The sequence below is a fragment of the Dactylosporangium darangshiense genome (assembly GCF_039537565.1).
GTDB classification, from domain to species: Bacteria; Actinomycetota; Actinomycetes; order Mycobacteriales; family Micromonosporaceae; genus Dactylosporangium; species Dactylosporangium darangshiense.
Map to the genome: position 1 here is coordinate 27,240 of NZ_BAABAT010000053.1, position 22,027 is coordinate 49,266.

The 22,027-nt window shown below is 71.8% G+C and carries 27 protein-coding genes; 15 read left to right on the top strand and 12 right to left on the bottom strand.

Features of this window, described 5'->3' with window-relative positions; translation table 11 throughout:
* The 3 genes from ABD901_RS49820 to ABD901_RS49830 all read left to right on the top strand — a co-directional run bounded on the left by ABD901_RS49820 (window position 1) and on the right by ABD901_RS49830 (window position 2,061).
* Entirely contained in the window at window positions 1–237 is a 237-nt protein-coding gene (locus tag ABD901_RS49820) for a hypothetical protein (RefSeq protein WP_345140244.1), read from the top strand.
* A gap of 129 nt (window positions 238–366) precedes the next feature.
* Window positions 367–669, top strand: a complete 303-nt coding sequence (locus ABD901_RS49825; RefSeq protein ID WP_345140247.1) for a hypothetical protein — start codon at window positions 367–369, stop codon at window positions 667–669.
* An 84-nt stretch (window positions 670–753) separates the two neighbouring features.
* Entirely contained in the window at window positions 754–2,061 is a 1,308-nt protein-coding gene (locus ABD901_RS49830; protein WP_345140250.1) for a PQQ-binding-like beta-propeller repeat protein, read from the top strand.
* A 10-nt stretch (window positions 2,062–2,071) separates the two neighbouring features.
* On the opposite strand, the gene ABD901_RS49835 is transcribed toward ABD901_RS49830, so the two are convergent.
* Together ABD901_RS49835 and ABD901_RS49840 are read right to left on the bottom strand one after the other, a co-directional pair.
* The gene (locus ABD901_RS49835) at window positions 2,072–2,689 is read right to left on the bottom strand and encodes a class I SAM-dependent methyltransferase (RefSeq protein WP_345140253.1); all 618 of its coding nucleotides are present in this window, start codon (window positions 2,687–2,689) and stop codon (window positions 2,072–2,074) included.
* 38 nt (window positions 2,690–2,727) lie between these two features.
* Window positions 2,728–3,963: a PucR family transcriptional regulator gene (locus tag ABD901_RS49840; protein ID WP_345140256.1), complete on the bottom strand. Its 1,236-nt coding sequence runs from the start codon at window positions 3,961–3,963 to the stop codon at window positions 2,728–2,730.
* Between the two features lie 87 nt (window positions 3,964–4,050).
* Between ABD901_RS49840 and ABD901_RS49845 the strand changes: the two genes are divergently transcribed.
* The 4 genes from ABD901_RS49845 to ABD901_RS49860 all read left to right on the top strand — a co-directional run bounded on the left by ABD901_RS49845 (window position 4,051) and on the right by ABD901_RS49860 (window position 8,146).
* Window positions 4,051–5,529, top strand: a complete 1,479-nt coding sequence (locus ABD901_RS49845) for a flavin-containing monooxygenase (protein WP_345140260.1) — start codon at window positions 4,051–4,053, stop codon at window positions 5,527–5,529.
* Window positions 5,526–6,473, top strand: a complete 948-nt coding sequence (locus ABD901_RS49850) for an alpha/beta fold hydrolase (RefSeq protein WP_345140263.1) — start codon at window positions 5,526–5,528, stop codon at window positions 6,471–6,473. Before ABD901_RS49845 ends, ABD901_RS49850 begins: the two co-directional genes overlap by 4 nt.
* Entirely contained in the window at window positions 6,470–7,342 is an 873-nt protein-coding gene (locus ABD901_RS49855) for an SDR family NAD(P)-dependent oxidoreductase (RefSeq protein WP_345140266.1), read from the top strand. The genes ABD901_RS49850 and ABD901_RS49855 overlap by 4 nt, the downstream gene beginning before the upstream one ends.
* A gap of 135 nt (window positions 7,343–7,477) precedes the next feature.
* Window positions 7,478–8,146, top strand: coding sequence for a hypothetical protein (locus ABD901_RS49860; RefSeq protein WP_345140269.1), 669 nt, complete (start codon window positions 7,478–7,480; stop codon window positions 8,144–8,146).
* Window positions 8,147–8,308: 162 nt separating this feature from the next.
* On the opposite strand, the gene ABD901_RS49865 is transcribed toward ABD901_RS49860, so the two are convergent.
* The gene (locus ABD901_RS49865; RefSeq protein ID WP_345140272.1) at window positions 8,309–9,289 is read right to left on the bottom strand and encodes a fatty acid desaturase; all 981 of its coding nucleotides are present in this window, start codon (window positions 9,287–9,289) and stop codon (window positions 8,309–8,311) included.
* An 87-nt stretch (window positions 9,290–9,376) separates the two neighbouring features.
* Between ABD901_RS49865 and ABD901_RS49870 the strand changes: the two genes are divergently transcribed.
* The gene (locus tag ABD901_RS49870; protein WP_345140275.1) at window positions 9,377–10,036 is read left to right on the top strand and encodes a copper homeostasis protein CutC; all 660 of its coding nucleotides are present in this window, start codon (window positions 9,377–9,379) and stop codon (window positions 10,034–10,036) included.
* Between the two features lie 74 nt (window positions 10,037–10,110).
* On the opposite strand, the gene ABD901_RS49875 is transcribed toward ABD901_RS49870, so the two are convergent.
* Window positions 10,111–11,085, bottom strand: a complete 975-nt coding sequence (locus ABD901_RS49875; RefSeq protein WP_345140279.1) for a helix-turn-helix transcriptional regulator — start codon at window positions 11,083–11,085, stop codon at window positions 10,111–10,113.
* 103 nt (window positions 11,086–11,188) lie between these two features.
* On the opposite strand from ABD901_RS49875, the gene ABD901_RS49880 reads away from it, so the two are divergent.
* Entirely contained in the window at window positions 11,189–11,587 is a 399-nt protein-coding gene (locus ABD901_RS49880) for a VOC family protein (protein WP_345140282.1), read from the top strand.
* Window positions 11,588–11,798: 211 nt separating this feature from the next.
* Here ABD901_RS49880 and ABD901_RS49885 read toward each other — a convergent pair whose 3' ends face one another.
* The 7 genes from ABD901_RS49885 to ABD901_RS49915 form a co-directional block, all read right to left on the bottom strand.
* The gene (locus ABD901_RS49885; RefSeq protein ID WP_345140285.1) at window positions 11,799–12,515 is read right to left on the bottom strand and encodes a 2OG-Fe(II) oxygenase; all 717 of its coding nucleotides are present in this window, start codon (window positions 12,513–12,515) and stop codon (window positions 11,799–11,801) included.
* The gene (locus ABD901_RS49890) at window positions 12,512–13,126 is read right to left on the bottom strand and encodes a methylated-DNA--[protein]-cysteine S-methyltransferase (RefSeq protein ID WP_345140288.1); all 615 of its coding nucleotides are present in this window, start codon (window positions 13,124–13,126) and stop codon (window positions 12,512–12,514) included. Before ABD901_RS49890 ends, ABD901_RS49885 begins: the two co-directional genes overlap by 4 nt.
* Entirely contained in the window at window positions 13,123–13,620 is a 498-nt protein-coding gene (locus tag ABD901_RS49895; RefSeq protein ID WP_345140290.1) for an RNA polymerase sigma factor, read from the bottom strand. Before ABD901_RS49895 ends, ABD901_RS49890 begins: the two co-directional genes overlap by 4 nt.
* Window positions 13,621–13,660: 40 nt before the next feature.
* Window positions 13,661–14,173: a methylated-DNA--[protein]-cysteine S-methyltransferase gene (locus tag ABD901_RS49900; protein ID WP_345140294.1), complete on the bottom strand. Its 513-nt coding sequence runs from the start codon at window positions 14,171–14,173 to the stop codon at window positions 13,661–13,663.
* Window positions 14,174–14,318: 145 nt separating this feature from the next.
* Window positions 14,319–15,428, bottom strand: coding sequence for a ricin-type beta-trefoil lectin domain protein (locus ABD901_RS49905; protein ID WP_345140296.1), 1,110 nt, complete (start codon window positions 15,426–15,428; stop codon window positions 14,319–14,321).
* Window positions 15,429–15,530: 102 nt separating this feature from the next.
* Complete coding sequence (locus tag ABD901_RS49910) at window positions 15,531–16,085, bottom strand: DUF4291 domain-containing protein (RefSeq protein ID WP_345140299.1); 555 nt, start codon at window positions 16,083–16,085, stop codon at window positions 15,531–15,533.
* Window positions 16,082–16,897 carry a nucleotidyltransferase domain-containing protein gene (locus ABD901_RS49915; RefSeq protein WP_345140302.1) on the bottom strand — a complete coding sequence of 272 codons (816 nt, stop codon included), beginning with the start codon at window positions 16,895–16,897 and terminating at the stop codon, window positions 16,082–16,084. The genes ABD901_RS49910 and ABD901_RS49915 overlap by 4 nt, the downstream gene beginning before the upstream one ends.
* On the opposite strand from ABD901_RS49915, the gene ABD901_RS49920 reads away from it, so the two are divergent.
* The 6 genes from ABD901_RS49920 to ABD901_RS49945 are packed head-to-tail and all read left to right on the top strand — an operon-like array spanning window position 16,896 to window position 20,890.
* Window positions 16,896–17,237: a MazG nucleotide pyrophosphohydrolase domain-containing protein gene (locus tag ABD901_RS49920; protein ID WP_345140305.1), complete on the top strand. Its 342-nt coding sequence runs from the start codon at window positions 16,896–16,898 to the stop codon at window positions 17,235–17,237. The two genes, ABD901_RS49915 and ABD901_RS49920, sit on opposite strands and share 2 nt — an antisense overlap.
* The gene (locus tag ABD901_RS49925; RefSeq protein ID WP_345140308.1) at window positions 17,234–17,854 is read left to right on the top strand and encodes a hypothetical protein; all 621 of its coding nucleotides are present in this window, start codon (window positions 17,234–17,236) and stop codon (window positions 17,852–17,854) included. The genes ABD901_RS49920 and ABD901_RS49925 overlap by 4 nt, the downstream gene beginning before the upstream one ends.
* A gap of 26 nt (window positions 17,855–17,880) precedes the next feature.
* Window positions 17,881–18,483: a MarR family winged helix-turn-helix transcriptional regulator gene (locus ABD901_RS49930; RefSeq protein WP_345140312.1), complete on the top strand. Its 603-nt coding sequence runs from the start codon at window positions 17,881–17,883 to the stop codon at window positions 18,481–18,483.
* Window positions 18,464–19,258, top strand: a complete 795-nt coding sequence (locus tag ABD901_RS49935) for an ABC transporter ATP-binding protein (RefSeq protein ID WP_345140317.1) — start codon at window positions 18,464–18,466, stop codon at window positions 19,256–19,258. Before ABD901_RS49930 ends, ABD901_RS49935 begins: the two co-directional genes overlap by 20 nt.
* Complete coding sequence (locus ABD901_RS49940; RefSeq protein ID WP_345140320.1) at window positions 19,218–20,039, top strand: ABC transporter permease; 822 nt, start codon at window positions 19,218–19,220, stop codon at window positions 20,037–20,039. The genes ABD901_RS49935 and ABD901_RS49940 overlap by 41 nt, the downstream gene beginning before the upstream one ends.
* Window positions 20,040–20,065: 26 nt before the next feature.
* Window positions 20,066–20,890: an SAM-dependent methyltransferase gene (locus tag ABD901_RS49945; protein WP_345140323.1), complete on the top strand. Its 825-nt coding sequence runs from the start codon at window positions 20,066–20,068 to the stop codon at window positions 20,888–20,890.
* On the opposite strand, the gene ABD901_RS49950 is transcribed toward ABD901_RS49945, so the two are convergent.
* The gene (locus ABD901_RS49950; protein ID WP_345140326.1) at window positions 20,887–21,918 is read right to left on the bottom strand and encodes a LacI family DNA-binding transcriptional regulator; all 1,032 of its coding nucleotides are present in this window, start codon (window positions 21,916–21,918) and stop codon (window positions 20,887–20,889) included. The genes ABD901_RS49945 and ABD901_RS49950 overlap by 4 nt on opposite strands.
* Between the last annotated feature and the right edge of the window lie 109 nt (window positions 21,919–22,027).

Below are 22,027 nucleotides of genomic sequence, written 5' to 3' on the forward strand. Positions count from 1 at the left end.
ATGAGCACCGACGAAGCGACCACGCCCGCCGTCGACTTCTCGGCGGTCGCATCCCACAGCACCGAACCTCTCCACGCGGACGGCGCCACCGACTTCGGCGCGATCGACGAGGACCTCGACGACGAACTGGCCGAGGACGCCGACGACGCCTCGTTCGACCTGGACACGGACATCGCCCACCCGCACCTGGACCACGACGGCCCGGGATTCGACCTGGCCAGGGATGTCTCGCTGTAAGGCTCCCCGGTATCGCTCCAATCCCTGTCGCCCCTTGGTTTGGTTCCGTACGAGGGCTGCATTCGAACAGGTGTTCGAGTAAAGTTGCGTGCGGTTGGTCGTTGGTTCGACGGGTAGGGGTGGTGCCCGATGGAATGCGACGGTTTCGCGGTTCGGCTGGACTGGCCCGCGGTGGGCCGCTCCGGCACGGTCCGGCACGAGTTCACACAGTTCACGACAAGCCTGCGCCGGGCCGCGCGCCGGGCCGAGAGCACGCGACGGTTCTGGTCGGCCGGCCCGCTGCGCCCACTCGCGGTGACCGTCGTGCCGATCGCGCGGGTCGCCTACCGCGCACACGTGGGGGAGTGCGCCTCGGCCCGGTGCCCGACGACGGCGCCGCTGCTGGGCATGTCCGCCGACGCCGACTCCCAGGCGGCACAACACCCCGGCTGACACGCGATCGATGAGCGCCGCTGTAGCACTGTTGCGCGTCGCTGATAGCGTCCAGCCAGGCTTCTGGGGGCTGACGGGGGAAGCATGCGATCGTTGTGGCGCTGGGTCCGGATCACATTGCTGTTGGCCACGCTGGCTGTAGGACTGTCCACCAACCCGAGCCCGAGCGCGACCCGGGTGGTGCTACCGGCGCTGGCCGAGGGCGAGTTCTATTCCCTGATCGGCGACGGGTACGCCTCCCGTCGCTCCGTTCACGACGAGGCCATCGGCGTGCTCGACCTGCACAGCGGACGCGAGCTCTGGCGGCGCGATCCGGGCATCGGCGCCCTGCAGTCGCTGCGCATCGTCGATGGCGTACTCATCGTGAGCGCCATGGGATACGAAGACGCGACGCACAAGATCCTGCGATCCGGCACCGATCAGACGATCGCCCTGAATCTTCGGTCCGGTCGCGAGTTATGGCGCCACAAGGGTGCCCTCCTGTCCAACATGGTCGGTGCCATCTTGCCGATCTGGTGCAACGGCTGTTCCGACGATGCCGTCGGCGTCGACGCGCGTACCGGTCGGGAGATCTGGCGGTCCCCCTGGTTGAAGACGTCGAACTATTTCGATGGCCGCTCGCAGTGGTCGATCGCCCGCGATGGCACGGTGCGGGCGGTGGACCTGACGACCGGAAGTGCACGCCTCGTCGGAACGCTGCCCAAGGACTATTGGATCATCGGCGGGTCGACGAGATACATCCTGGCTGTTCCGCCTTCCCTGCCGGGCTCGGGGTCCGTCGTCTACCCGGGCGTAGGCGTCTTCGACAGCCACGACTTGCGCCAGATCGCGTACTTGAACATTACGAACAGCGCGCGCTTTCCGCCCGACCTGTGGCTCTGCGGAGATCTCATCTGCCAGCGCGGCCTACCCGACATGAAGGTATATGACCTGCATGGCGAGCTCCGTTACGCCAAGGCGCAGTTCCTGCTGAGCACGGTCATCGATCGCGACGACCAGCAGCTCATCATCGGCGTGCAGAGCCGATCCGGTGTCGTCACGCCGGGTGTGCCGATGGACACCAGCCAACTCGTCGAGACCGCGACGGGACATGTCGTTGCCGACATCGGTGTCTGGCGGCTCGTCCGAGTGGACGCCGACCGGATATGGGTGGCTCTGTTCGCCAGTCGCGGTCCCGACACGCTGATCGCCGCGCCCTGGGGGAGCGCTCAGGCTGAGACGATCTTCGGCTACATCGACCTGCGACCGGGGGCACCGCTCGCCGTCACCACGCTCAAGCCGTTGGGTAGAGCGTACGAGGACTGCGACTTCGACTACGGCTGGCTGCTGTGCGGCAACGCCGTCACCGGCATCCGCGAGGTCGCGATCCACGTCGGCGTCAACTTCGCGTGAGCCGTGCGGGCTATTCCTCCTCGGCGGTGTCGGCGGGCGGGGCCGTAGCCGTGCAGGCGGTGAGGTGGCGCAGGTTGTGGCGATCGGCGTTGCCGAACTCGTTGCGTACGTCGGCCAGCAGCTCGTCCCACCACGCGTCCGGGCGGGCCAGTGCGCGCCGCATCGGGCTCGGTGCCGACGACGAGTGCCATGCCAGCAGGAGCGTGCCGCCGGGCTGCAGGACGCGGCGCGCCTCGGCCAGGCCGGCGCCCCGGTCCGGCCACAGCGCGACGTTGTTGATCGACGCGACGTGGTCGGCGCTGTCGTCGTAGAACGGCAGCTCGTCGGCGGCGCCCAGCCGCAGGTCGGCGCTCGGTGCCCGGCGGCGGGCCTGCGCCAGCATGACCTCCGACGGGTCGGCGCCGCACAGCCGGATCGACGGGTCGCGCTCGGCCAGGACCGCCAGGAGCTGGCCGGGTCCGAAGCCGACCTCGCACACCGTCGCGCCGGGAGCGGGGGCGAGCAGGACGGCCGCCTCGCGGTGCGGGCCGTCGTCGCGGGCCATGATCCAGCCGGCGAGGCGACCGGCCACGCCGGTCGGCAGCGCGAACGGGTTGCGTGATGACGAAACGGAGTGCCCGTCGGCCATGCCAACACGGTCCCACGCCCGTCAAGACCGCGCCCGGTTCAGGAGCGCCCGCCACTCCAGCGCAGGATCTCCAGTGCCACGCCGATGTTGAGGCCGTTGGCGGCCAGCGGGCGAGGGAGCAGCGCGTCGGCCCGGGAGAGGCGGCGTAGCAAGGTGTTGCGGTGCGTGAACAGGCGGGCCGCGGCGCGGGTGGCGTTGCCCTGTTCGGCGAGGAATACGCGTACCGCATCCGGGATCTCCGGTGGCGCCGAGCGCAGGTCGCCGAGGGTCCGCGCGACGAACTCCTCGGCGCGCTCGCGGTCCTGCGTGACGAGGGCGACCAGCTCCACCTCGTCGTGCGTGGCCACCTGCTGGGTGGAGGCGAGCCGGGCCAGCATCCGTTGCGTGGTGATCGCGTCGAGGTGGCTGCGGCGGAAGCCGTCCAGGTCCGCGGCGGTGGAGCCGATCGCGATCCGCACGCCGGGGGCGGGGTGCAGCGCGGCGGCGTCGGGGCGGCCGTGCACCCAGACCCAGCGGGTGGCGGCGCTGGCCAGGACGGTGAGCGGGCGCGGCTCGTCGGCGGCCGCTGCGAGGGCGTCGGCCGCGCGGTCGAGCTCGCCGAGGTCCTGACTGTGCTCGTCGCTCCAGATCACCGCGGCGGTGTGGGTGCGGGACAGGCGGTAGCCGAGCCTGGCCTCCGCGTGCTGGCGGCCGATCGGCGCGCCGTCCAGCAGCAGCGCGACCACCTCGCGGCGCTCGGCGTGGGTGCCGCGGCGCAGCTCGGCGCGCTCGGCGCGCATCTGGGCCGAGATCGCGGCCACGGTGTCGTCGACGAACGTCGAGATCGACCGGCACGACACCTCGACGAGCTCGCGCAGCTCGTCCGGGTCGGTGGTCAGGCTGAACGCGACCCGCAGCCACAGGCGCAGCGCCACGCCCTGGCCGATGCGGTACGCGTCCAGCGCCGACTCGTCCAGGCCCCGGCGCACCAGGTCGCGCGCGGTCGCCAAGGGCGCCTCGCCGAGGTTCGGCTGGACTTGCGCGCCCGGCTCGCGGACGTTCGCCGCCGCCCAGAAGAGCAAGTTCGATCGATTGGTACGCCGAGTGCCGGCCGCCAGCACCGGATCGGCCGCGATCGCCCGCATGTCCGCGCCGGACAACGTCGCCTCGTCGAGCTCGGCGAGCCACTCCGGCGGCGGGTTGAGCGCGAACTCGGCGCCCATGCGGATCAGCTCCCGGACCCTCGGCGACGGCGGCTCCCACAGCACGAGCACCACTGTAGTGACAAACTGCACCGGCAACGACTGAATCTGGTGCGTTTTGCCCTTGGTTGGTGGGGCCGGCAACCGCGAGGCTTTAATGAACCCGCACTGGAGGTGCCCATGCCCGGGGTCGAACACCTCGACGTCGTCATCGTCGGCGCCGGACTGTCCGGCATCGGCGCCGCCTACTACCTGCAGCGCTCCCATCCGCAGCGGCGCTACGCGATCCTCGAGGCGCGCGGTGCCAGCGGCGGCACGTGGGACCTGTTCCGGTACCCCGGCATCCGCTCCGACTCGGACCTGCACACGTTCGGGTACGAGTTCCGGCCCTGGCGCGAGGAGCGCTCGATCGCCGATGGGCCGGCGATCCTGGCGTACCTGCGCGAGACCGCGGCCGAGCACGGCATCGACCGGCAGGTGCGCTACCACCATCGGGTCGTCTCCGCCGCATGGTCGTCGCAGGAGGCGCACTGGCGGCTGGAGATCGAGCGCGCCGACACGGGGGAGCGCACCGCGCTGACCTGCACCTGGCTGTTCTGCGCCGGCGGGTACTACCGCTACGACGAAGGGTTCACGCCGCAGTTCCCGGGGCGGGAGCGGTTCCGCGGTACCGTCGTGCACCCACAGGCGTGGCCGGAGGACCTCGACTACGCGGGCAAGCGGGTGGTCGTCATCGGCAGCGGCGCCACCGCCGTCACCATCCTGCCCGCGATGGCGGGCACCGCCGCGCACGTGACGATGCTGCAGCGCACCCCGAGCTACGTCCTGCCGGCGCCGTCACGGGACGCGCTGGCCGTGCGGCTGCGCCGGCTGCTCGGCGAGGAGCGCGCGCACCGGGCCGTGCGCCGGCTCAACATCGCCCGGCAGCGCGCCATCTGGCGGTTCTGCCAGCGCCACCCGGGCACCGCCCGCCGGCTCATCCGCTGGGTCAACGCCAAGGCGCTGCCGGAGGGCTATCCCGTCGACGAGCACTTCAACCCGCCGTACGACCCCTGGGACCAGCGGCTGTGCCTCGTGCCCGACGGCGACCTGTTCCGCGCGATCCGCGCCGGCAAGGCGTCGGTGGTCACCGGGCGGATCGCGACGTTCACCGAGACGGGCGTCCTGCTCTCCTCGGGCGAGGAGCTGCCGGCCGACATCATCGTGACCGCGACCGGGCTCAACGTGCAGGCGTTCGGCGGGGTCGCCCTGAGCGTCGACGGCGCGCCCGTCGACCTCGCGCAGACCATCGCCTACAAGGGCGTCATGCTCTCCGGGGTGCCCAACCTGGCGTACGCGATCGGCTACACCAACTCGTCGTGGACGCTCAAGATCGGGCTGCTGTGCGAGTACTTCTGCCGGCTGCTGTCCTACCTGGACGAGCACGGGTACGACGTGTGCCGCCCCGAGCCCGCAAACCCGCAGATGCCGACGCGGCCGTTCCTGGACTTCGACGCCGGGTACATCCAGCGCGCCATCGCCAAGCTGCCCCGCCAGGGCGACCGGGCGCCGTGGCTGACGTCCATGAACTACCAGTCCGACGTGAAGCTGCTGCGCCGCGGCGCGGTTGCCGACCCGCAGCTGCGCCTGAGCTCCAGCCGTGCGACGGTGTCGGCGTGACCGAGGATCAGTTCTTCGACGCGCCCGGCGGCATCCGGCTGTGCTTTCGCACCGACGGTGATGCCGCCGCGGTACCGCTGCTGCTCATCGCCGGCCTCGGCCTCGACCTGACGTCGTGGCCGCGGCCCATGCTCGACGGCCTGCTGGCCCGCGGCTTCCGGGTCGTCCGGTTCGACAACCGCGACGCCGGCCGCTCCACACGGGTCGCCGCGGCGCCGCCGAGCATGCTGCGCCAGCTCGTCGCCCGCCCGCCTCGCGGCGCGTACACCCTGGAGCACATGGCCGGCGACGCCGCGGCCCTGCTCGGGCACCTCGGCATCGAGCGCGCCCACGTCGTCGGCATGTCGATGGGCGGCATGATCGCGCAGAGCCTCGCCGCGCTCGACCCGCCCCGCGTCGCGACCCTCACGTCGATCTTCTCCACCACCGGCGACCGCCGCGTCGGCCAGCCGGCCCGCTCGACGCTGCTGCGCATGGCGAAGCGCCCGGCCCGCACCCGCGAGCAGTGGGTCGCCCGCCACCTGGCGATGCTCGACCACATCGGCTCGCGCGCGTTCCCGTACGACGATCCCGACGAGCGCGCCTGGGCCGCCGGCGCCTGGGACCGCGGCGGCGGCCCCGCCCGCTCCGCCGGCGTCGCCCGGCAGATCGGCGCCATCCAGGCCAGCGGCGACCGCACCGCGGCCCTGCGCCGGATCACCGCGCCCACGCTCGTCATCCACGGCGACGTCGACCGCATGGTCCACCCGAGCGGCGGCCGGGCGACGGCGGCCGCGATCCCCGGGGCTCGCCACGTCGAGATCGCCGGCATGTCGCACCACCTGTCGCCGGGCATCATCGACCGCCTCGTCGACCTCATCGCAGAATCAGCAAATAAGCTGATAAATCCGAAATATTCGGCTGCGGAGTGGCTGGATATTTCGCATTCGGGGGAGAGCGCATGAACCCGTTCCAGGGCAAGGTCGCCGTCGTCACCGGCGCGGGCGGGGGCATCGGCCGCGAGCTCGCCCTCGGCCTGGCCCGCCGGGGCGCCCGGCTCGCGCTGGCCGACGTGCACGACGCCCCGCTCGCCGAGACCGCCGAGCTGGTCCGCGGCCTCGGCGCCGAGGCGCACACGGCACGCGTCGACGTCGCGGAGAGGAGCGCCGTCGAGGCGTTCGCCGACGAGGTCGCCGGCGTCTTCGGCGTGGTGCATCAGGTGTACAACAACGCCGGCATCGCCGGTGCCGGCGGCACGGTGCTGGAGTCGGACTGGGCCGTGTACGACCGGGTGCTCTCGGTCAACCTGTACGGCGTCATCCACGGCACGAAGGCGTTCCTGCCGCACCTGATCGCCTCCGGCGACGGCCACGTCGTGAACGTCTCCAGCCTGAACGGCATCATGGCGCAGGCGGAGCTCAGCGCGTACTGCGCGTCGAAGTTCGCGGTCCGCGGCTTCACCGAGACGCTGCGCGGCGAGATGCTGCTCGCCGGCCACCGCGTGCGCGTCACGGTCGTGCACCCGGGCGGCGTCCGCACCGGCATCGCCAGCGCCGCGCTCGAGGAGGCCCGCCGCGCCGGCGCCGAGGTGACTCCCGAGCAGGAGGCCCGCGTTCGCCTGTACAACGAGAAGCTCCTCAAGATGCCCGCCGCCCGCGCCGCCGAGATCATCCTGACCGGCGTGGCCCGGGGCCGCTCACGCATCCTCGTCGGCGGCGACGCCCGCCTGGTCGACGCCCTGGTACGGCTGCTGCCCACCCGCTACCCGAGCCTCGCCGCACGCTTCTCGGCCCGCCTCACCCGCACGCGCACCAGGACTCCGGTCCGCGCTTAGCCCGGCGTGGCAAACGCGACAAATCGGGCGCGGCCGGCGCGAGGGCGGCCCGCGCATGGCCCGGCCGATGGCGGCGGCGCGGTGACCCGCGCGCGGGCGCGCACGGGCCGGCGGTCGGGCGTAGCATGCCTACGTATGAGCCCGGGCACGGGGCCGCAAACAGACCCTGACGGCGCGATCGCGGCCTACCTGGACGCGGTGACCGGCGCGCTGCCCGCCGGGCGGCGCACCCGCGCGGCGATCCGGGCCGAGCTGGCCGACGGGCTCTGGTGCGACGTCGAGGCCCGCGTGGAATGCGGCGCCGATCCGCTCGCGGCGGCCGCGGAGGCGATCGCGGAGTCGGGGCCGCCGGCCGTGGTCGCGCGCGCGTTCGCCCGGGAGCTGCTCGCCGAGTCCGCGCACCGCATCGGGCTGGGGCTGCTGCTGGCCGGGCCGCTCATCGGGCTGCTCTGGGTGGCCTCGACCCCGGCGGCGCCGGGCGAGTCGTGGCCGGCGCGGGTCGGCGCGGCGTTGTCGGCCGCGCCGATGTACCCGTACCTGCTGATCCTGCTCATCCCGGCCGCGCTCATCGCCTGCGCCGCCGCCGGGCCGCTCGGGCCGCGGCTCGACCGCTTCAGCGCGCCCGCCGCGCGCTTCGCCGTGTGGGGGTGCATGCTCGGCGACGCGCACCTGCTCGCCACCGGGCTGCTGACCCACGCCGCCGGCTGGCCGCTGCTGTTCGCGGCCACCGCCAGTGCCGCCCGCCTCACCGTCACCGCCGCGGCGGCCCACCGGTTCGGGCGCCTCCGCGCCGCCGCGGCCTGACCGGGACGGCGCCGTCCGCGGCGAGGCCGCTTGCCTCACCGTCGCCCACCCCCGGCGGAGCCCACGGACCGGGGCCAGGGCGGCTCGCATCGTCCATGAAGCGCCGCAGCGTGCCGGTTCGGGCGGGCCGCGCACGGCCGCGGCCTGAGTCGCGGACCGGGGTCAGGGAAGCGTCGAGGGCGCGCCCGACAGCTGCGCTGTCCACTGCGGCACCGTATCGGCCGCGGGGAGCGGGCGCACCTCGTCGGCGGTCAGCGGGATCGGGCCCCTGAACTGCCGGGCGACCGCGGCGAACCAGCCGAGGTGGATCTCGTCGCGGTCGGCGACGAACGCGGCGCGCAGCTCATGCCAGCGCAGGCCGGGGTGGCGGTGGTGCACGTTGTGCAGGTTGAACGCGAGGACGAAGAACTCCAGGGCGCGCGGCAGGGCGAGGTTCATCGCGTCGAGCGGGCGCTCCAGGCGGGTGCGGTAGTGGTAGGCGTTGTCGGCCAGGGACACGATGAGCGCCCGGGCGCCGACCGCGCTCCACAGCATCCACGCGTGGCCGCCGTAGGCGACGGAGGATCCGGTGTACGTCACGATGACCGCCAGCGCCTCCAGCCGGAACTTGCGGAGGTTGTCGCGGCGGGCGACCCGCTCGAACAGCAGCCCGGTGACGGAGTCCAGCGAGTCCGTCTTGCGCACCAGCAGTCGCCACCCGGGCCGGGGCAGCAGCACCAGCAGCACCGAGGCGAGCTCCACGGCGTACAGCCCGCCGAGCAGCCGCGGGTAGTACGTGCGCGCGGCGGCGAGCCACGACGAGCGGGCCGGGTCGTACACCTCGGTGCGCTCGCGCTGGGTGCGGCTGAACCGATGGTGCAGCAGGTGCCCGGCCTTGAGCAGCGTGAACGGGCCGCCGTAGCCGACCGCCAGCGCCCGGCCGAGCCGGTCGTTCCACCCTCGCTCGCGCACCAGGGTGCCGTGGATCCCTTCGTGAATGAGCGACCACAGCGGCACGGTGGTGAGCGCGATCGGCACGAGCAGCCAGGCCCAGCGCACGTCGTGCGGCAGCAGCAGGAGGGGCAGTGCGAAAAGCTGGAACAGCAACGTGGCGAACGCGGCGCCCACCAGCGCGATCGCCAGCGCGGACTGACGGCGGTGCATGGTTCGCACGCTAATCCGGCCAAGGAAACAACCGAGTGACTTCTTTGCGAAAGCTTCCCGTCGGAACCCCCTGTCAGGATTGGCGGCATGCTCCTGGAGATCATCGCGCTGGACGCCGCCGACGCCCGGGCCGCCGAGAACGGCGGCGCCGACCGGATCGAGCTGGTCAGCGACATGTCCGCCGACGGCCTGAGCCCGGCCCCGGCCATGCTCGCCGCGGTGCTCTCCGCCACCTCGCTCCCGGTCCGCGTGATGCTGCGCACGCGCCCCGGCTTCGCCGCCGACCCGCCGTCGCTGCGCCGCACGGCCCGCTCGCTGCGCGCGGCCGGCGCCCAGCAGTTCGTCCTGGGCTTCCTCGACGACTCCGGCGCCGTCGACCGCCGCGCCCTGGACGCCGTCCTGCCGGAGCTGGCCGGCGCACCGTGGACATTCCACCGCGCGCTCGACCACGCCGCCTCGCGCACCGCCGCCTGGTCGGCGCTGCGGGACCTGCCGGGCCTGGACGCGGTCCTGACGGCGGGCTCACCGAAGGGCGTCGACGAGGGCCTGCCAGTGCTCACCGCCGAGGCCGCTCACCACGCCCCGCGGATCCTGGCCGGCGGCGGCGTGCGCGAGCCCCACCTTGCCGCCCTGGCCGCGGCAGGCATCACGGCCCTGCACTCAGGCTCGGCGGTACGCCCCGGCGGCGACTGGTCCGCCCCGGTCGACCCGGCACTCGTCGGCCACCTCCGCCAACGCTGGCGGTAGTGCTTCACCCAGGCTGGGTGCCGCCGCCTTCCCGCTGGCCGACCACGTAGTGCAGCGGACTTACCGAGCGACCGCTACGACAGTTTCCGTCCCGAGGTCGCCAGCCGGTCGGCGAGCGCGACGACGCGGTCGCGCAGCTCGTCCGGGCGCTCGATGACGAACGGCAGGTCGAGCGCGGCGAGCACCGCGGGCAGCCAGTCCAGACTCTCCGCCCGAATTTCCACACGCTGCCAGCCCTCGTCCGCACCGTCCCGTACCTCGGCGACGCTGGCCGGTAGCCGCTTGCGGATCTGCTCGAGCGTCCCCTGAATCCGCAGCGTCACCTCGTGCTGGTACGGGGCCCGCGCCATCGAGGTGAGAAGGCGCTGCGCGGGCTCGAGCCCGGCGGGCGGCTCGAACGAGCCGGGCAGCGTCCTCGCGTCGGCGATGCGGTCGAGCCGGAGGGTCCGATCCTCGCCGATCTCCGGATCGGCACCGGTGACGTACCACCGGTTCGCGTGGTTGACCAGCCCGAACGGATGCAGCGTGCGGACGCTGCTGCGGCCGCCGCCCGAGGTGTATTTGATCGAGATCGGCCGGTGGTGGCGGACCGCGTCGGCGACGGTGAGCAGGACACCGGTCTGCGGCGTAGGGACGTCGTCGGGCTCGGCGGTGAAGGCGAGGGATTCGAGTACTGCGTCCAGCCGATCCGCGATCCGCGATGGCAGGACGCGACGGATCTTCGCGGCGGCTGTCTCGCTCGCCGTACCCATACCTGTTGTCGTTGCTGACCCGGCGCGCCGGCCGGCAACCAGGCCGAGGAGCACGGCCAGGGCTTCGTCGTCACTGAGCATGAGCGGCGGCAGACGATAGCCGACGGCGAGCCGATATCCGCCGTAACGGCCGCGCACCGACTCGACTGGTACGTCGAGGTCGATCAGATGCCCCACGTAGCGCCGCACCGTGCGCGGATCGACACCGAGGCGGTCGGCGAGCTCGGCCATCGTCCGAATGCCGCCAGACTGCAGGAGTTCGAGCAGCGTGAGCACCCCAGCTGTCGGTCGTGCCATGTTTCGAACTGTACCGAAAATACTGGACCGTTTCTGTCCGGTATTCGTTCTAGCGTGGATCTCGACAGGCAACACGGGACCTCACCGAACAAGGAGAGAAACCATGGATTTCGTCTCGATCCGCGTTATCACCGGCGACATCAACCGCCTGGTCGGCTTCTACGAGAAGGTCACAGGCGTGCAGGCGGTCTGGGGCAACGAGGACTTCGCCGAGTTGCGCACCGACCACGGCACGCTGGCGATCGGCAGCACCCGCACGGTCCCGCTGTTCGCGCCCGGTTCGGCCCGCCCGGCGGACAACCGCACCGCGATCATCGAGTTCCTGGTGGACGACGTGGACGCGCTCTACGAGGACCTGAAGAGTGTGGTGGAAGACTTCGTGAACGTGCCCACGACGATGCCCTGGGGCAACCGAGCCCTGCTCTTCCGCGACCCCGACGGCAACATGGTCAACTTCTTCACCCCAGTGACCCCCGAGGCGACCGAAAAGTTCAGCCGCTGACCGAGCCGGTAGCCGGCGGCGATCGCGGTCGCCTCGTCTGCGAAGAAGACGCGGTGCTGCACGTAGCCGCCTCGCGCGATCGCTCGCAGCGCGGAGGGGCAGTCGAGCCGGCCGTAGATCTTGTTGCCGCAGTGGCCGCCCCACTCGCCTCTGGCGGGAGACGAGTGGGGGCGGCCGTCCGCGCCGATGAGCGTGTAGGTCCTCGTGGTGCTCATGCCGCGTCGTGGAAGACGAGGCCGAGCGTGTGCCGCTCGCCGGAGCGGATCACGGAGACCCCGTGCCGCACCGGCGCCGCCGACCAGCCGCGAGCGGAGCGGACGGGGCGGTCGCGAGTGGTGAAGACATACCCGTGACCGTGCGGCAGGAGTGTGGCCGTGCCGCGGGACTGCGCCCGCGGCCGCTGCTCCAGCAGGAGGAACTCGCCGCCGGTGTGATCGACTCCGGGCTCGTTGAGATTGATCACGACCTGGAGGGGAAAGACGAGGTCACCGTAGAGGTCGCGGTGCAGGGCGTTCCAGTCGTTCGCGCCGTAGCGCAGCAGAATCGCCGTCGACTTGGTCTGCCCGGCGTCGTGGCACATCTGCAGCCACTCATCGAGGGTGTCCGGCCAAGGGGCGGGCCGGCCGAGCTTGGTCCACCAGTCACGGGCGATCGGCAGCAACCTCGGGTAGAGAGCCTGCTTCAGTGCCTCGATCGGCTCGGGGTACGGTGCGGCGAAGTACCGGTACTGCCCTTCGCCGAACCGATGCCGGCCCATGTTGATCGTGCTGCGGAACAGCTCATCGCTGTCGTACAGCTCGCGGATCTCTTTCGCCTCCTCGGGGGCGAGGAGCTGCGGGAGCAAGGCGCCGCCGTACTCGTCGATCTCGGCCGCAACGGCGGCCCAGTCCGCGGATTCGACGCGATTGCGCCAGGGGTTGGTGGTCATGCCGCGACCTCCAGCTCGAGCAGGACGGTCTTGGCCTCGAGCCCGCCGACGTAGCCGCCGAGGGAGCCGTCGGCGCGCAGCACACGGTGACAGGGCACGACGACGGGCAGCGGGTTGGTGGCGCAGGCGGTGCCGACGGCGCGCACGGCCTTGGGGTTGCCGACGAGCTCGGCGACCTCCCGGTAGCTGCGGGTCTGGCCGTATCCGATCTCCGGGAGGTGCTGCTGGACGAGCAGCCGGAAGCCGCGCGAGAGGGACAGATCGAGCGGCAGGTCGAAAACCTTCCGGCGGCGCTCGAAGTACTCATCGAGCTCGCGCGCCGCGTCGTCGAGTCGCTTCGGTGCGCGCAGGATGCGGAGGCTGACCTTCTCGGCCAGGTTCTCCAGCACCCGGTCGTGGTCCTCGCGGGCGTAGGCGACGCGGATCAGGCCCTTCGGGGTCGCCGCGAGCAGCAACTTCCCGAGCGGGCTGTCAACGGTCGTGTACGCGACGTCGACGAGACCTTCGGCCTGCGCCTCGATTTCGAGTCGGGTGTGCAGCCGTGCCAGGGTCTCGGGGTCGATGGGCGCCGACAGGGCGGTGAGGGCGTCATTGTTGCGGACGTCGCTCATTGGAGTGCTCCTTTCGTGTGTGCGCCCGGATAGTGCTTCCTGAGGGTTTTGAGTCCGTCGGCGGCGGCTCTTCGTGCTGCGTCGACGGTTCCGCCGAGGATCGCCGCGATCTCCGCATGTGACATGCCGGCGAGGTAATGAAAGGTGATCGCCTGCCGTTGCTTGCCGGGGAGACGGCCGACGAACTCCCAGAGGTCGGTGTCGTCGGCGCCCGGGATTCCGATCGAGGTCGGCGCTTCCGGCAAGGTCTCCACCGGCAGGGGGTCCCGCTTCGCGGCCCGCTGGACATCGATCGCCTTGCGGCGGGCGATGGTCACGAGCCAGGCCTCGACGTTCGCGGTCTCCGGAAGGTCCGGGTAGGCGCGCAACGCGGCAAGGAAGGTCTCCGACCAGGCGTCGTCCGCATCTTGCACCCCGAGGAGCGCTCGGCAGACGCGCAGCACGGTGACGCTGTGCTGCGCGACCACTGATTCGAACGGCTGTTTCATGTTCATCCCATTGAAGACGGGGAAGGCGGTGCTTTCGTGAGATTCGTCAGAACAATCGTCCGGCGCGCACCGCAGCGGGTTCCTCGAGCTCCAGCAGCGCCTGCTTGCGCCGAAGCCCGCCGGCGTAGCCGGTGAGGTTCCCGTTCGCACCGACGACGCGGTGACACGGCACGAAGATGCACAGCGGGTTCGCGCCGACTGCCTGGCCGACGCGGTAGGCCAGAGACTTGTCGCCGAGCCGTTCCGCGATCTGCCCGTAGGTGGTGGTCTCACCGAACGGGATTTCGGCGACGATGCTCCACACGGCGTGCTGGAACGCATCACCCGCGGCGTCGAACGGAAGGCCGAACTCACGTCGGCCGCCGGCCAGGTAGTCGATCAGCTGCTCAGCCGCCTCGGCAAGCAGCGCATCCTCGGCCGTCGTCACTTCCTGCCCGAACGTTTCCTGCGCGGGCCGGCGGATGTGATGGCGGAAGTAGAGGCCGATGATCGCGTCACCGCTCGCGACGATCGTGACCGATCCGAGGGATGTCTCCACCAGCATGTGTCGCGTGCTCATCGCGGCTCCTTTCTCTGTACGTCTCTCTGTAGACGTCAGATCGGAGCGAAACGTGAGACGGCAGTTGCAGATCACCCCACGCTGACGGTTGACGCCTGACCCGCCGTAGCGGCGGCGGGTCAGGCGTCAGCGAAAGGGGGAACCGTCAGGACGGCAGGGACCAGTTCTGGTTGGCGCCGCCGCCGCACGTCCAGATCTGCAGGCGCGTGCCGTTGGCGGAGCTGGGGCCGGTCGCGTCGAGGCACTTGCCGGAGCCGGTGTTGACGTACGTCGAGCCGCTGCGCGTCCACTTCTGCGCGTTCGTGCCGTTGCAGTCGTAGAGCTGCACCTTGGTGCCGTTGGCGGTGCCGGCCGCGGTCACGTCCATGCACTTGCCGAGGGCGCGCAGGGTGTTGTCGGAGGCGCGGGTCCAGCGCTGGGCGGTCGTGCCGTTGCAGTCGTAGAGCTGCACCGCGGCGCCGTTGGCGGAGCTCGCGCCGGCGACGTCCACGCACTTGCCGCCGTAGCCGACGATCTGGCCGGCCGAACCCGTCGGGCCGCTCGTCGGGGTGGTCGGGCCGCCGGTCGGGGTGGTGCCGAGCCACGCGTTCGCGGCGTTGGCGCCGGTGTTGTCGATCGCGGTGTTGCTCTCCACGGGGCTCGGCACGGAACTCGGGAAGACGATGAACGTGACCGGGCCCGCGGTGCCGCCGGTGGCCGGGTTCGAGTCGATGCCGAGGGCCGTGGCCAGGGCGTAGGAGCCCTCGCCGATGATGTTGTCGGGGCCCTCGTCGGCGAAGACCGCGTAGGCGACCTGGTTGTTGTAGACGACCGCGGCGACGGCGCCGGGGCGGATGCCGCTCGCGCCGTAGTCGAAGCGGCTGCTCGGCAGCGGGATCACGTAGTAGCGGGTCACGTCCGAGGTGAAGAACGCGCCGGCGCTCGTGGTGAACGAGGTCTGCGGCTGGTACCACGGGTCGGTCGCGGCGTTGCAGCGCGACGTGCTGATGCCGTCGCAGTCGATGTCCATGTCGGCGCTCCAGAAGTACGCCGACCCGCTCTTGCAGATCGCGACGGTGGCCGCGCCGCCGTCGTCGGTGGCGTACTTGCCGTTGGACACCTGGTTGCAGGTCTGGGTGCGGGCGAGCAGCTGGCTCGCGCTCGGCCCGGCGGCGAGCGCGGCCTTGCTCGACTGGGTCAGCGCGAACGCGGCCGACGCCGTCAGCGACAGTGCGACGGCGACGACCGCGACGAGCGGCAGGCGGTACCTGGTCACGGGCAGGCTCCTAGGAAGACTCGAACGGGTCTGGTCTCCCGACGGCGAGCGGACGGTAGCGCCGAAGGTTGAAGGACAGGTAACCTTACTGACAGATGTCTGTCAATACTCTCGCTCGGCCGGCAGCAGGTCACGGGCGGTATCGAGGTCGCCGGCGCGCACCAGAGCGTGCACGCTGTGTGCCAGCTCGGTCACGTCGGTGATGGCGACGGTCCACTCGTCGGCGTAGCGGCGGGAGGCCTCGCCGGACAGTCCCAGCTGTAGCGAGCGCACCCCCGGCACCGGCCGCAGGTGCAGGTCGCGCTCCGGGTCCCACTGCACCCGCACGGGGCTCTGGCGCAGCTCGCGCTGCCACGCGGCGGCGCTGTCGTGCACCCGCGGGTCGTAGTGGCTCAGGCAGGCCCGCTGCAGGGCCCACTCGAAGCCGTCGCGGCGGATCTCGACGGCGAGGACGTGCTCCTGGCCCGGCTTGGTGGCCCAGCCGCTGCGGTACATCATCCACAGGAACGACGGCTTGATCCATGTCATCCGGTCGCGCGAGAACGCCGCCGTAAAGCGGCCCTCGGCCACCGCGGGAAGGGCGATCGTCGCGCTGTACGCCTGATAGACCGTGATCGTCTCCGCGGTGTACACGGCGCGGACCGTCGTCGTGCTCACGCGCCCACCGCCGCGCGGGTCGCCGCGGTCAGGGCGGCCACCTCGGCGATCGACGCCGCGATCGGCTCCGGTCCGGTGCCGACGGCGCCGAGTGCCGCGCCGAGCCGGGCGGCGAAGCCCGGCGGCGCGCAGTCCAGGCGCCCCGCCGCGGCGACCATCGCCTTCTCGTTGAGCAGCCACCGGCCCGCGTGCCCGTGCAGCGCGTGGCACAGCACGCCGGCCGCGCGGAACAGGCATCCGGCGGCGTACACGGGATCGGCGCCGGCCGCGCCGTAGCCGGCGGCGCGCACCACGAAGTCCGCCTCCCACAGGCCCGCCACGAGCGCGTCGCGCAGCGCCGGCGGGTAGTCGCGCGTCTGGCCGGCGAGCGCGCCGAGCGCGCCCGACGGGTCGGCGAGCACCCGGCCGAGGGCCACCTCGCCCGCGTACGCGTGCGAGTAGAAGCCGAGCGGATGCCCCGGCTGGAAGCCGATCTGGTACCGCCCGAGCCGGCACTCGTCCCAGACGCGCTCGACCCGGTCGAGATCGCGGTAGATCCAGTCGACGCGGCGCCCGCCGACGGTGAGCCAGGCGCCGCCGTCGACCCACGGCCCCCAGCCGCCGGGCGCGGTCACCTCGGCCGGCTCGTCGCCGACCTCGGCGGCCAGCTTGCGCAGGGCGTCGACGTCGAGCGCGCCGCGGTAGTACAGCCCCAGGTCATAGTCGGAGTCCGGCCGGTGCGTGCCGCGGGCCCGGCTCCCGCCGAGCGCGACCGCGACGACCCCGCCCACGCCGGTGAGGTGCTCGGCCAGCGGGCGCAGGAACTCCGTCATGCTGAGCATTGTGGACAACACCCGCCCCTTCACGCTCCCGGATTTGCCGGCGGTGGCCGCCGACATCGCCGCCAAGCTGACCGATGCCGGCTTCACCGACGCGCCGCACCTGCGCCAGGCCCTCGCCCTCGCCGAGGAGGCCGGCGAGTTCGTCGGCGCCGTGCGCCGCCACTACGGGCTGGCCCGCCGCACCGGGCCGTTCGCCGACGTCGAGGCCGAGCTCGCCGACGTGGTCATCACCGCCTTCGTGACCGCCGACACGATGGGCATCGACCTCGAGCGGGCGGTCGCCGCCAAGCTGCAGCACGTGTACACCCGCGGCTGGCGGGAGCAGCGATGAGCTGGCTGGAGATCGTCGGCTGGGCGGGCTCGGCCCTGCTCGTGTGGTCCCTGCTGCAGCAACAGCTGCTGCGGCTGCGGGTGTTCAACCTCATCGGTTCGATCATCCTGATCGGCTACAACGCCGGCGTGCGGGTCTGGCCCATGGTCGGGCTCAACCTCACGCTGGCCGGGATCAACATCTGGCAGTTGTACTCCCTGCTGCGCACCCGCCACGACGAGCGCAAGTACGAGGTCGTCGAGGTCGCCACCGACGACAACTTCCTGGCGCACGTGGTGCGGGTCCACTGGGCCGACATCGCCCGCTTCAACCCGGACTTCCGCTTCGACGACGAGCACCGCCTCGCGTTCCTGACGCTCAACGGCGACGAGGTCGTCGGCGTGCTCATGCTGCGCCCGACCGACGACCCGGCGGTGGCGCAGGTCGAGCTGGACTACGTCACCCGCCGCTACCGCGACCTCAGCCCGGGCGAGTTCGTATTCCGCCGCAGCGGCCAGCTCACGGCACACGGCTTCCGCCGCGTGCTCACGCCGCCCGGCATGGTGGCTCCCTACTACTCGCGCCTGGGCTTCCAGCCCTCCGGCGACCGGTACGCGCTCGAGCTCCCGGTTGATTAGCTCTGCTAACGAGGTATTATCGGAGTGTGGATCACGAGGCCCTCGCGGAGTCGCTCGCCGCGCAGCTCAACGGCGTCCGCCGGGTGCTGCGTCGGCAGGTGCGCGCGGGCCTCGGCGTGCCCGAACTGAGCGGCAGCCAGGTCGAGCTGCTGCGGCTGGTCGAGTCGGCCCCGGGGATCGGGGTCGGCGCGGCGGCGCAGCAGCTGCACCTGGCGGGTAACTCGGTGAGCACGCTGGTCAACCAGCTGACGGAGGCCGGGCTGCTGCTGCGCGAGCGCGACCCGGCCGATCGCCGCTCGGCGCAGCTGTTCCTGACCCCGGCCGCGCAGCAGCGCCTGACCGCCTGGCGCGCCGCCCGCGTCTCCCTGCTCTCCGGCGCGCTGGCCGCGCTGGACCCGGGCGAGCGCGACACCCTGGCCGCGGCGATCCCGGCGCTTGCGCACCTGGTCGAGGCGCTGACCGCGCCCGATGTCTCGGCCGGTTCACCTTCGACCGAGGTGGGTAGGTCACATCCTAGCTTCCTAGGAAGCGAAACACGACGCGACGAGGACGACGGCGCACCGATCGGCGAAAGGAAGAACGGCGTGCAGAGTGGGACGAGGGGTGGCGATGGCGACGGCGGCCGTTGAGATTCGTGGGCTGCGGCATCGGTTCAAGGAGACCCTGGCGGTCGACGACCTGTCGCTCAGCGTCGCGCCGGCCGAGATCTTCGGGCTGCTCGGGCCCAACGGCGCCGGCAAGACGACCACGATCCGGGTGCTCACCACGCTGCTGCCGCCGCAGGCGGGGGAGGTGGCGGTGTTCGGGCTCGACGTGCGGCGCAACCGGATGGCGGTGCGGCGGCTGATCGGGTACGTGCCGCAGGCGCTGTCCGCCGACGCCGGGCTCAGCGGGCGCGAGAACGTCGCCCTGTTCGCCCGGCTCTTCGACGTGCCGCGCGCCGAGCGGCGGGCCCGCGCCGACGCGGCGATCGAGGCGATGGGGCTGGCGGAGGCGGCGGACCGGCCGGCCGGGACGTACTCGGGCGGGATGATCCGCCGGCTGGAGCTGGCGCAGGCCCTGGTGAGCGCGCCGCAGCTGCTGGTGCTGGACGAGCCGACGATCGGGCTGGACCCGGTCGCCCGCGCCGGGGTGTGGGAGCGCATCACGCAGGTGCGGGCCGAGACCGGGATGACGGTGCTGGTGACGACGCACTACATGGAGGAGGCCGAGGAGTTCTGCGACCGGGTGGCGCTGATGCACCGCGGCCGGGTCCGCGCGCTCGGCACCCCGGCGGAGCTGATCGCGTCGGCGCAGGGGGAGAGCCTGGACGACGTGTTCCGGGAGTACACAGGGGACGACCTCGATTCGGGAGGGTTCAGCGATGTCCGTGCAGCTCGCCGCACCGCACGTCGGCTCGGTTAAGTCCCGGCCGGCGGGGCCGGTGCGGGTGTTGTGGACGCGGGTCGTGGCGATGTGCCTGGTCGAGCTGCAGAAGCTGCGGCGGGACCGGACCGAGGTCGTCACGCGGGCGATCCAGCCGGCCTTGTGGTTGATCATTTTCGGGCAGACGTTCACGCATCTGCGGGCGATCCCGACGGGCGGCATCCCGTACCTGGACTTCCTGGCACCGGGGATCCTGGCGCAGTCGGCGCTGTTCGTGTCGATCTTCTACGGCATTCACATCATCTGGGAGCGCGACGCCGGGGTGCTGGCGAAGCTGATGGTGACGCCGACGCCGCGGGCGGCGCTGGTGACGGGGAAGGCGTTCGCGGCGGGGGTGCGGGCGCTGGTGCAGGCGGTGGTGGTGATCGTGCTGGCCGCCGTGCTCGGGGTGGCGCTGACGGCCAACCCGTTGAAGCTGCTGGGCACGGCGCTGGTGCTGGTGCTGGGTTCGGCGTTCTTCTGCTGCCTGTCGATCACCCTGGCGGGGCTGGTGCTGAAGCGGGACCGGATGATGGGCATCGGTCAGGCGATCATGATGCCGCTGTTCTTCGCGTCGAACGCGCTCTATCCGGTGTCGGCGATGCCGGGGTGGCTGCGGGTGCTCAACCACGTCAACCCGCTCAGTTACGAGGTCGACGCGCTGCGGGGGCTGCTGATCGGCACGCCGATGCGGCTGGTGCTGGACCTCGGGGTGCTGGTCGGTTCGGTTGCGGTGGCCGTGTTCGCGGCGTCGGCGATGCTCGGCCGGCTCACCAGATAGGCGGTGATGGCCTACGATGCGTATCCATGACGGATGCCGAGGCCTGGTCCGACCGGATCGACACGACCACGCCGCATCCGGCCCGGCGGTATAACTACTGGCTGGGCGGCAAGGACAACTTCGCGGCGGACCGGGAGTCCGGTGACGCGATCGCGAGGGTCTATCCGGCGATCCGCACGACCGCGCTGGAGAACCGGGCGTTCCTGCAGCGCGCGGTGCGGTTCCTGACCCGCGAGGCCGGCATCCGGCAGTTCCTGGACATCGGCACCGGCATCCCGACGGCGGACAACACGCACGAGGTGGCGCAGTCGATCGCGCCGGACTCGCGGATCGTCTACGTCGACAACGACCCGATCGTGCTCACGCATGCGCGGGCGCTGCTGACGAGCACGGCGCAGGGCGCGACGGCCTACATCGACGCGGACCTGCGGGACCCGGCGTCGATCATGTCGAACGAGAGCCTGGTCAAGACCCTGGATCTGCAGCAGCCGGTGGCGCTGATGCTGATCGCGATCGTGCACTTCCTGTTCGACGAGGACCGGCCGTATGAGACGGTGGGCCGCATCGTGGATGCGCTGCCGGCGGGCAGCTATGTGGTGATGACGCACGGCACGAGCGACTTCGTGCCGAAGGAGCTTCGGGAGTACGGGGAGGCCGAGGTCCGGGCCGGCCGGTTGAAGCTCGACGCGGTGGGCCGCTCGAGGGACGAGGTCGCGAAGTTCTTCGACGGCCTGGAGGTCGTGGAGCCGGGCGTGGTGCCGATCGTGGAGTGGCGCAACGAGGTGCCGCAGGACGACCGGCCGCCGCTGGCCGACACCGCGCTCTACGGCGTGGTGGCGCGCAAGCGTTAGGCGCGCGCCGGCACGGGGCCGGTGGAGCCGCGCACGGTGAGGTGCACCGGGAGCATCACCTGCTGGCGGGTGGTGGGCGCGGGCGCTGCGGTGCGGTCGAGGCGGGACAGCAGCATCGACACGGCGACCCGGCCGGCCTGTTCGATCGGGGCGGTGAGTGTGGTCAGCGGCGGGTGGCAGAAGTCGGCGCCGAAGATGTCGTCGCAGCCGACGACGCTGATGTCCTCGGGGACGCGGATGTGGCGTTCGCGCAGGCGTTGCAGGATGCCGATGGCGAGCAGGTCGTTGAAGACGATGCAGGCGGTGGCGCCGGTGTTGAGCACGGCGTCGGCGGCGGCGGGTCCGGAGCCGCGGCCGGACGGGAACGGCCCGACGCGGGTGAAGGTGAGGCGGTGGCGGGCGGCGACGGCGCGCATGGCGTGCCAGCGGGCCTCGTTGGGCCAGGAGCGCTGGGGGCCGCTGACGTAGGCGATGTCGCGGTGGCCGAGGGAGAGCAGGTGCTCGGCGGCCTGGCCGATGCCGGCGGGGGTGTCGATGATGGCGCTGGGCACGCCGCGGACGTTGCGGTTGAGGGTGACGAGGGGGATCTCGCCGGCGAGGGCGGCGAGGTCGCGGTCGGGCAGGCGGGAGGCGGCGAGGATGGCGCCGTCGAGGGAGCGGCGCATCTTGTGCAGCATCTCGATCTCGAGCTCGCCGGTGTCCTCGGTGTCGATGAGCAGCTGGGCGTAGCCGGAGGCCTTGAGCTGTTCCTGGGTGCCGCGGATGACGCCGAAGTAGAACGGGTTGGTGACGTCGGAGACGAGCACGGCGATGGCGCGGGTGCGGCCGGAGGACAGGGCGCGGGCGGGGCTGCTGGGCACGTAGCGCAGTTCGCGGGCGGCGGCTTCGATGCGCTCGCGGGTGGCGGCGTTGACGCGGCCGGGGTTGTTGAGGGCGCGGGACACCGTGGAGGCGGCGACGCCGGTGGCCGCGGCGATGTCGTTGATCGTGACCGGGCGCTTCCCGGTGGTACCGCGGGGCAGGGGCACAGTGCTCAGCAAAGCAGGTTTGGCAAAAGATGGCAAACGATTGCCACCCTTCGAGCTGCGCTGATAGCTTTCGCCTCGATCCGCCGTCAAGCCGTATCGATGCGCCGTC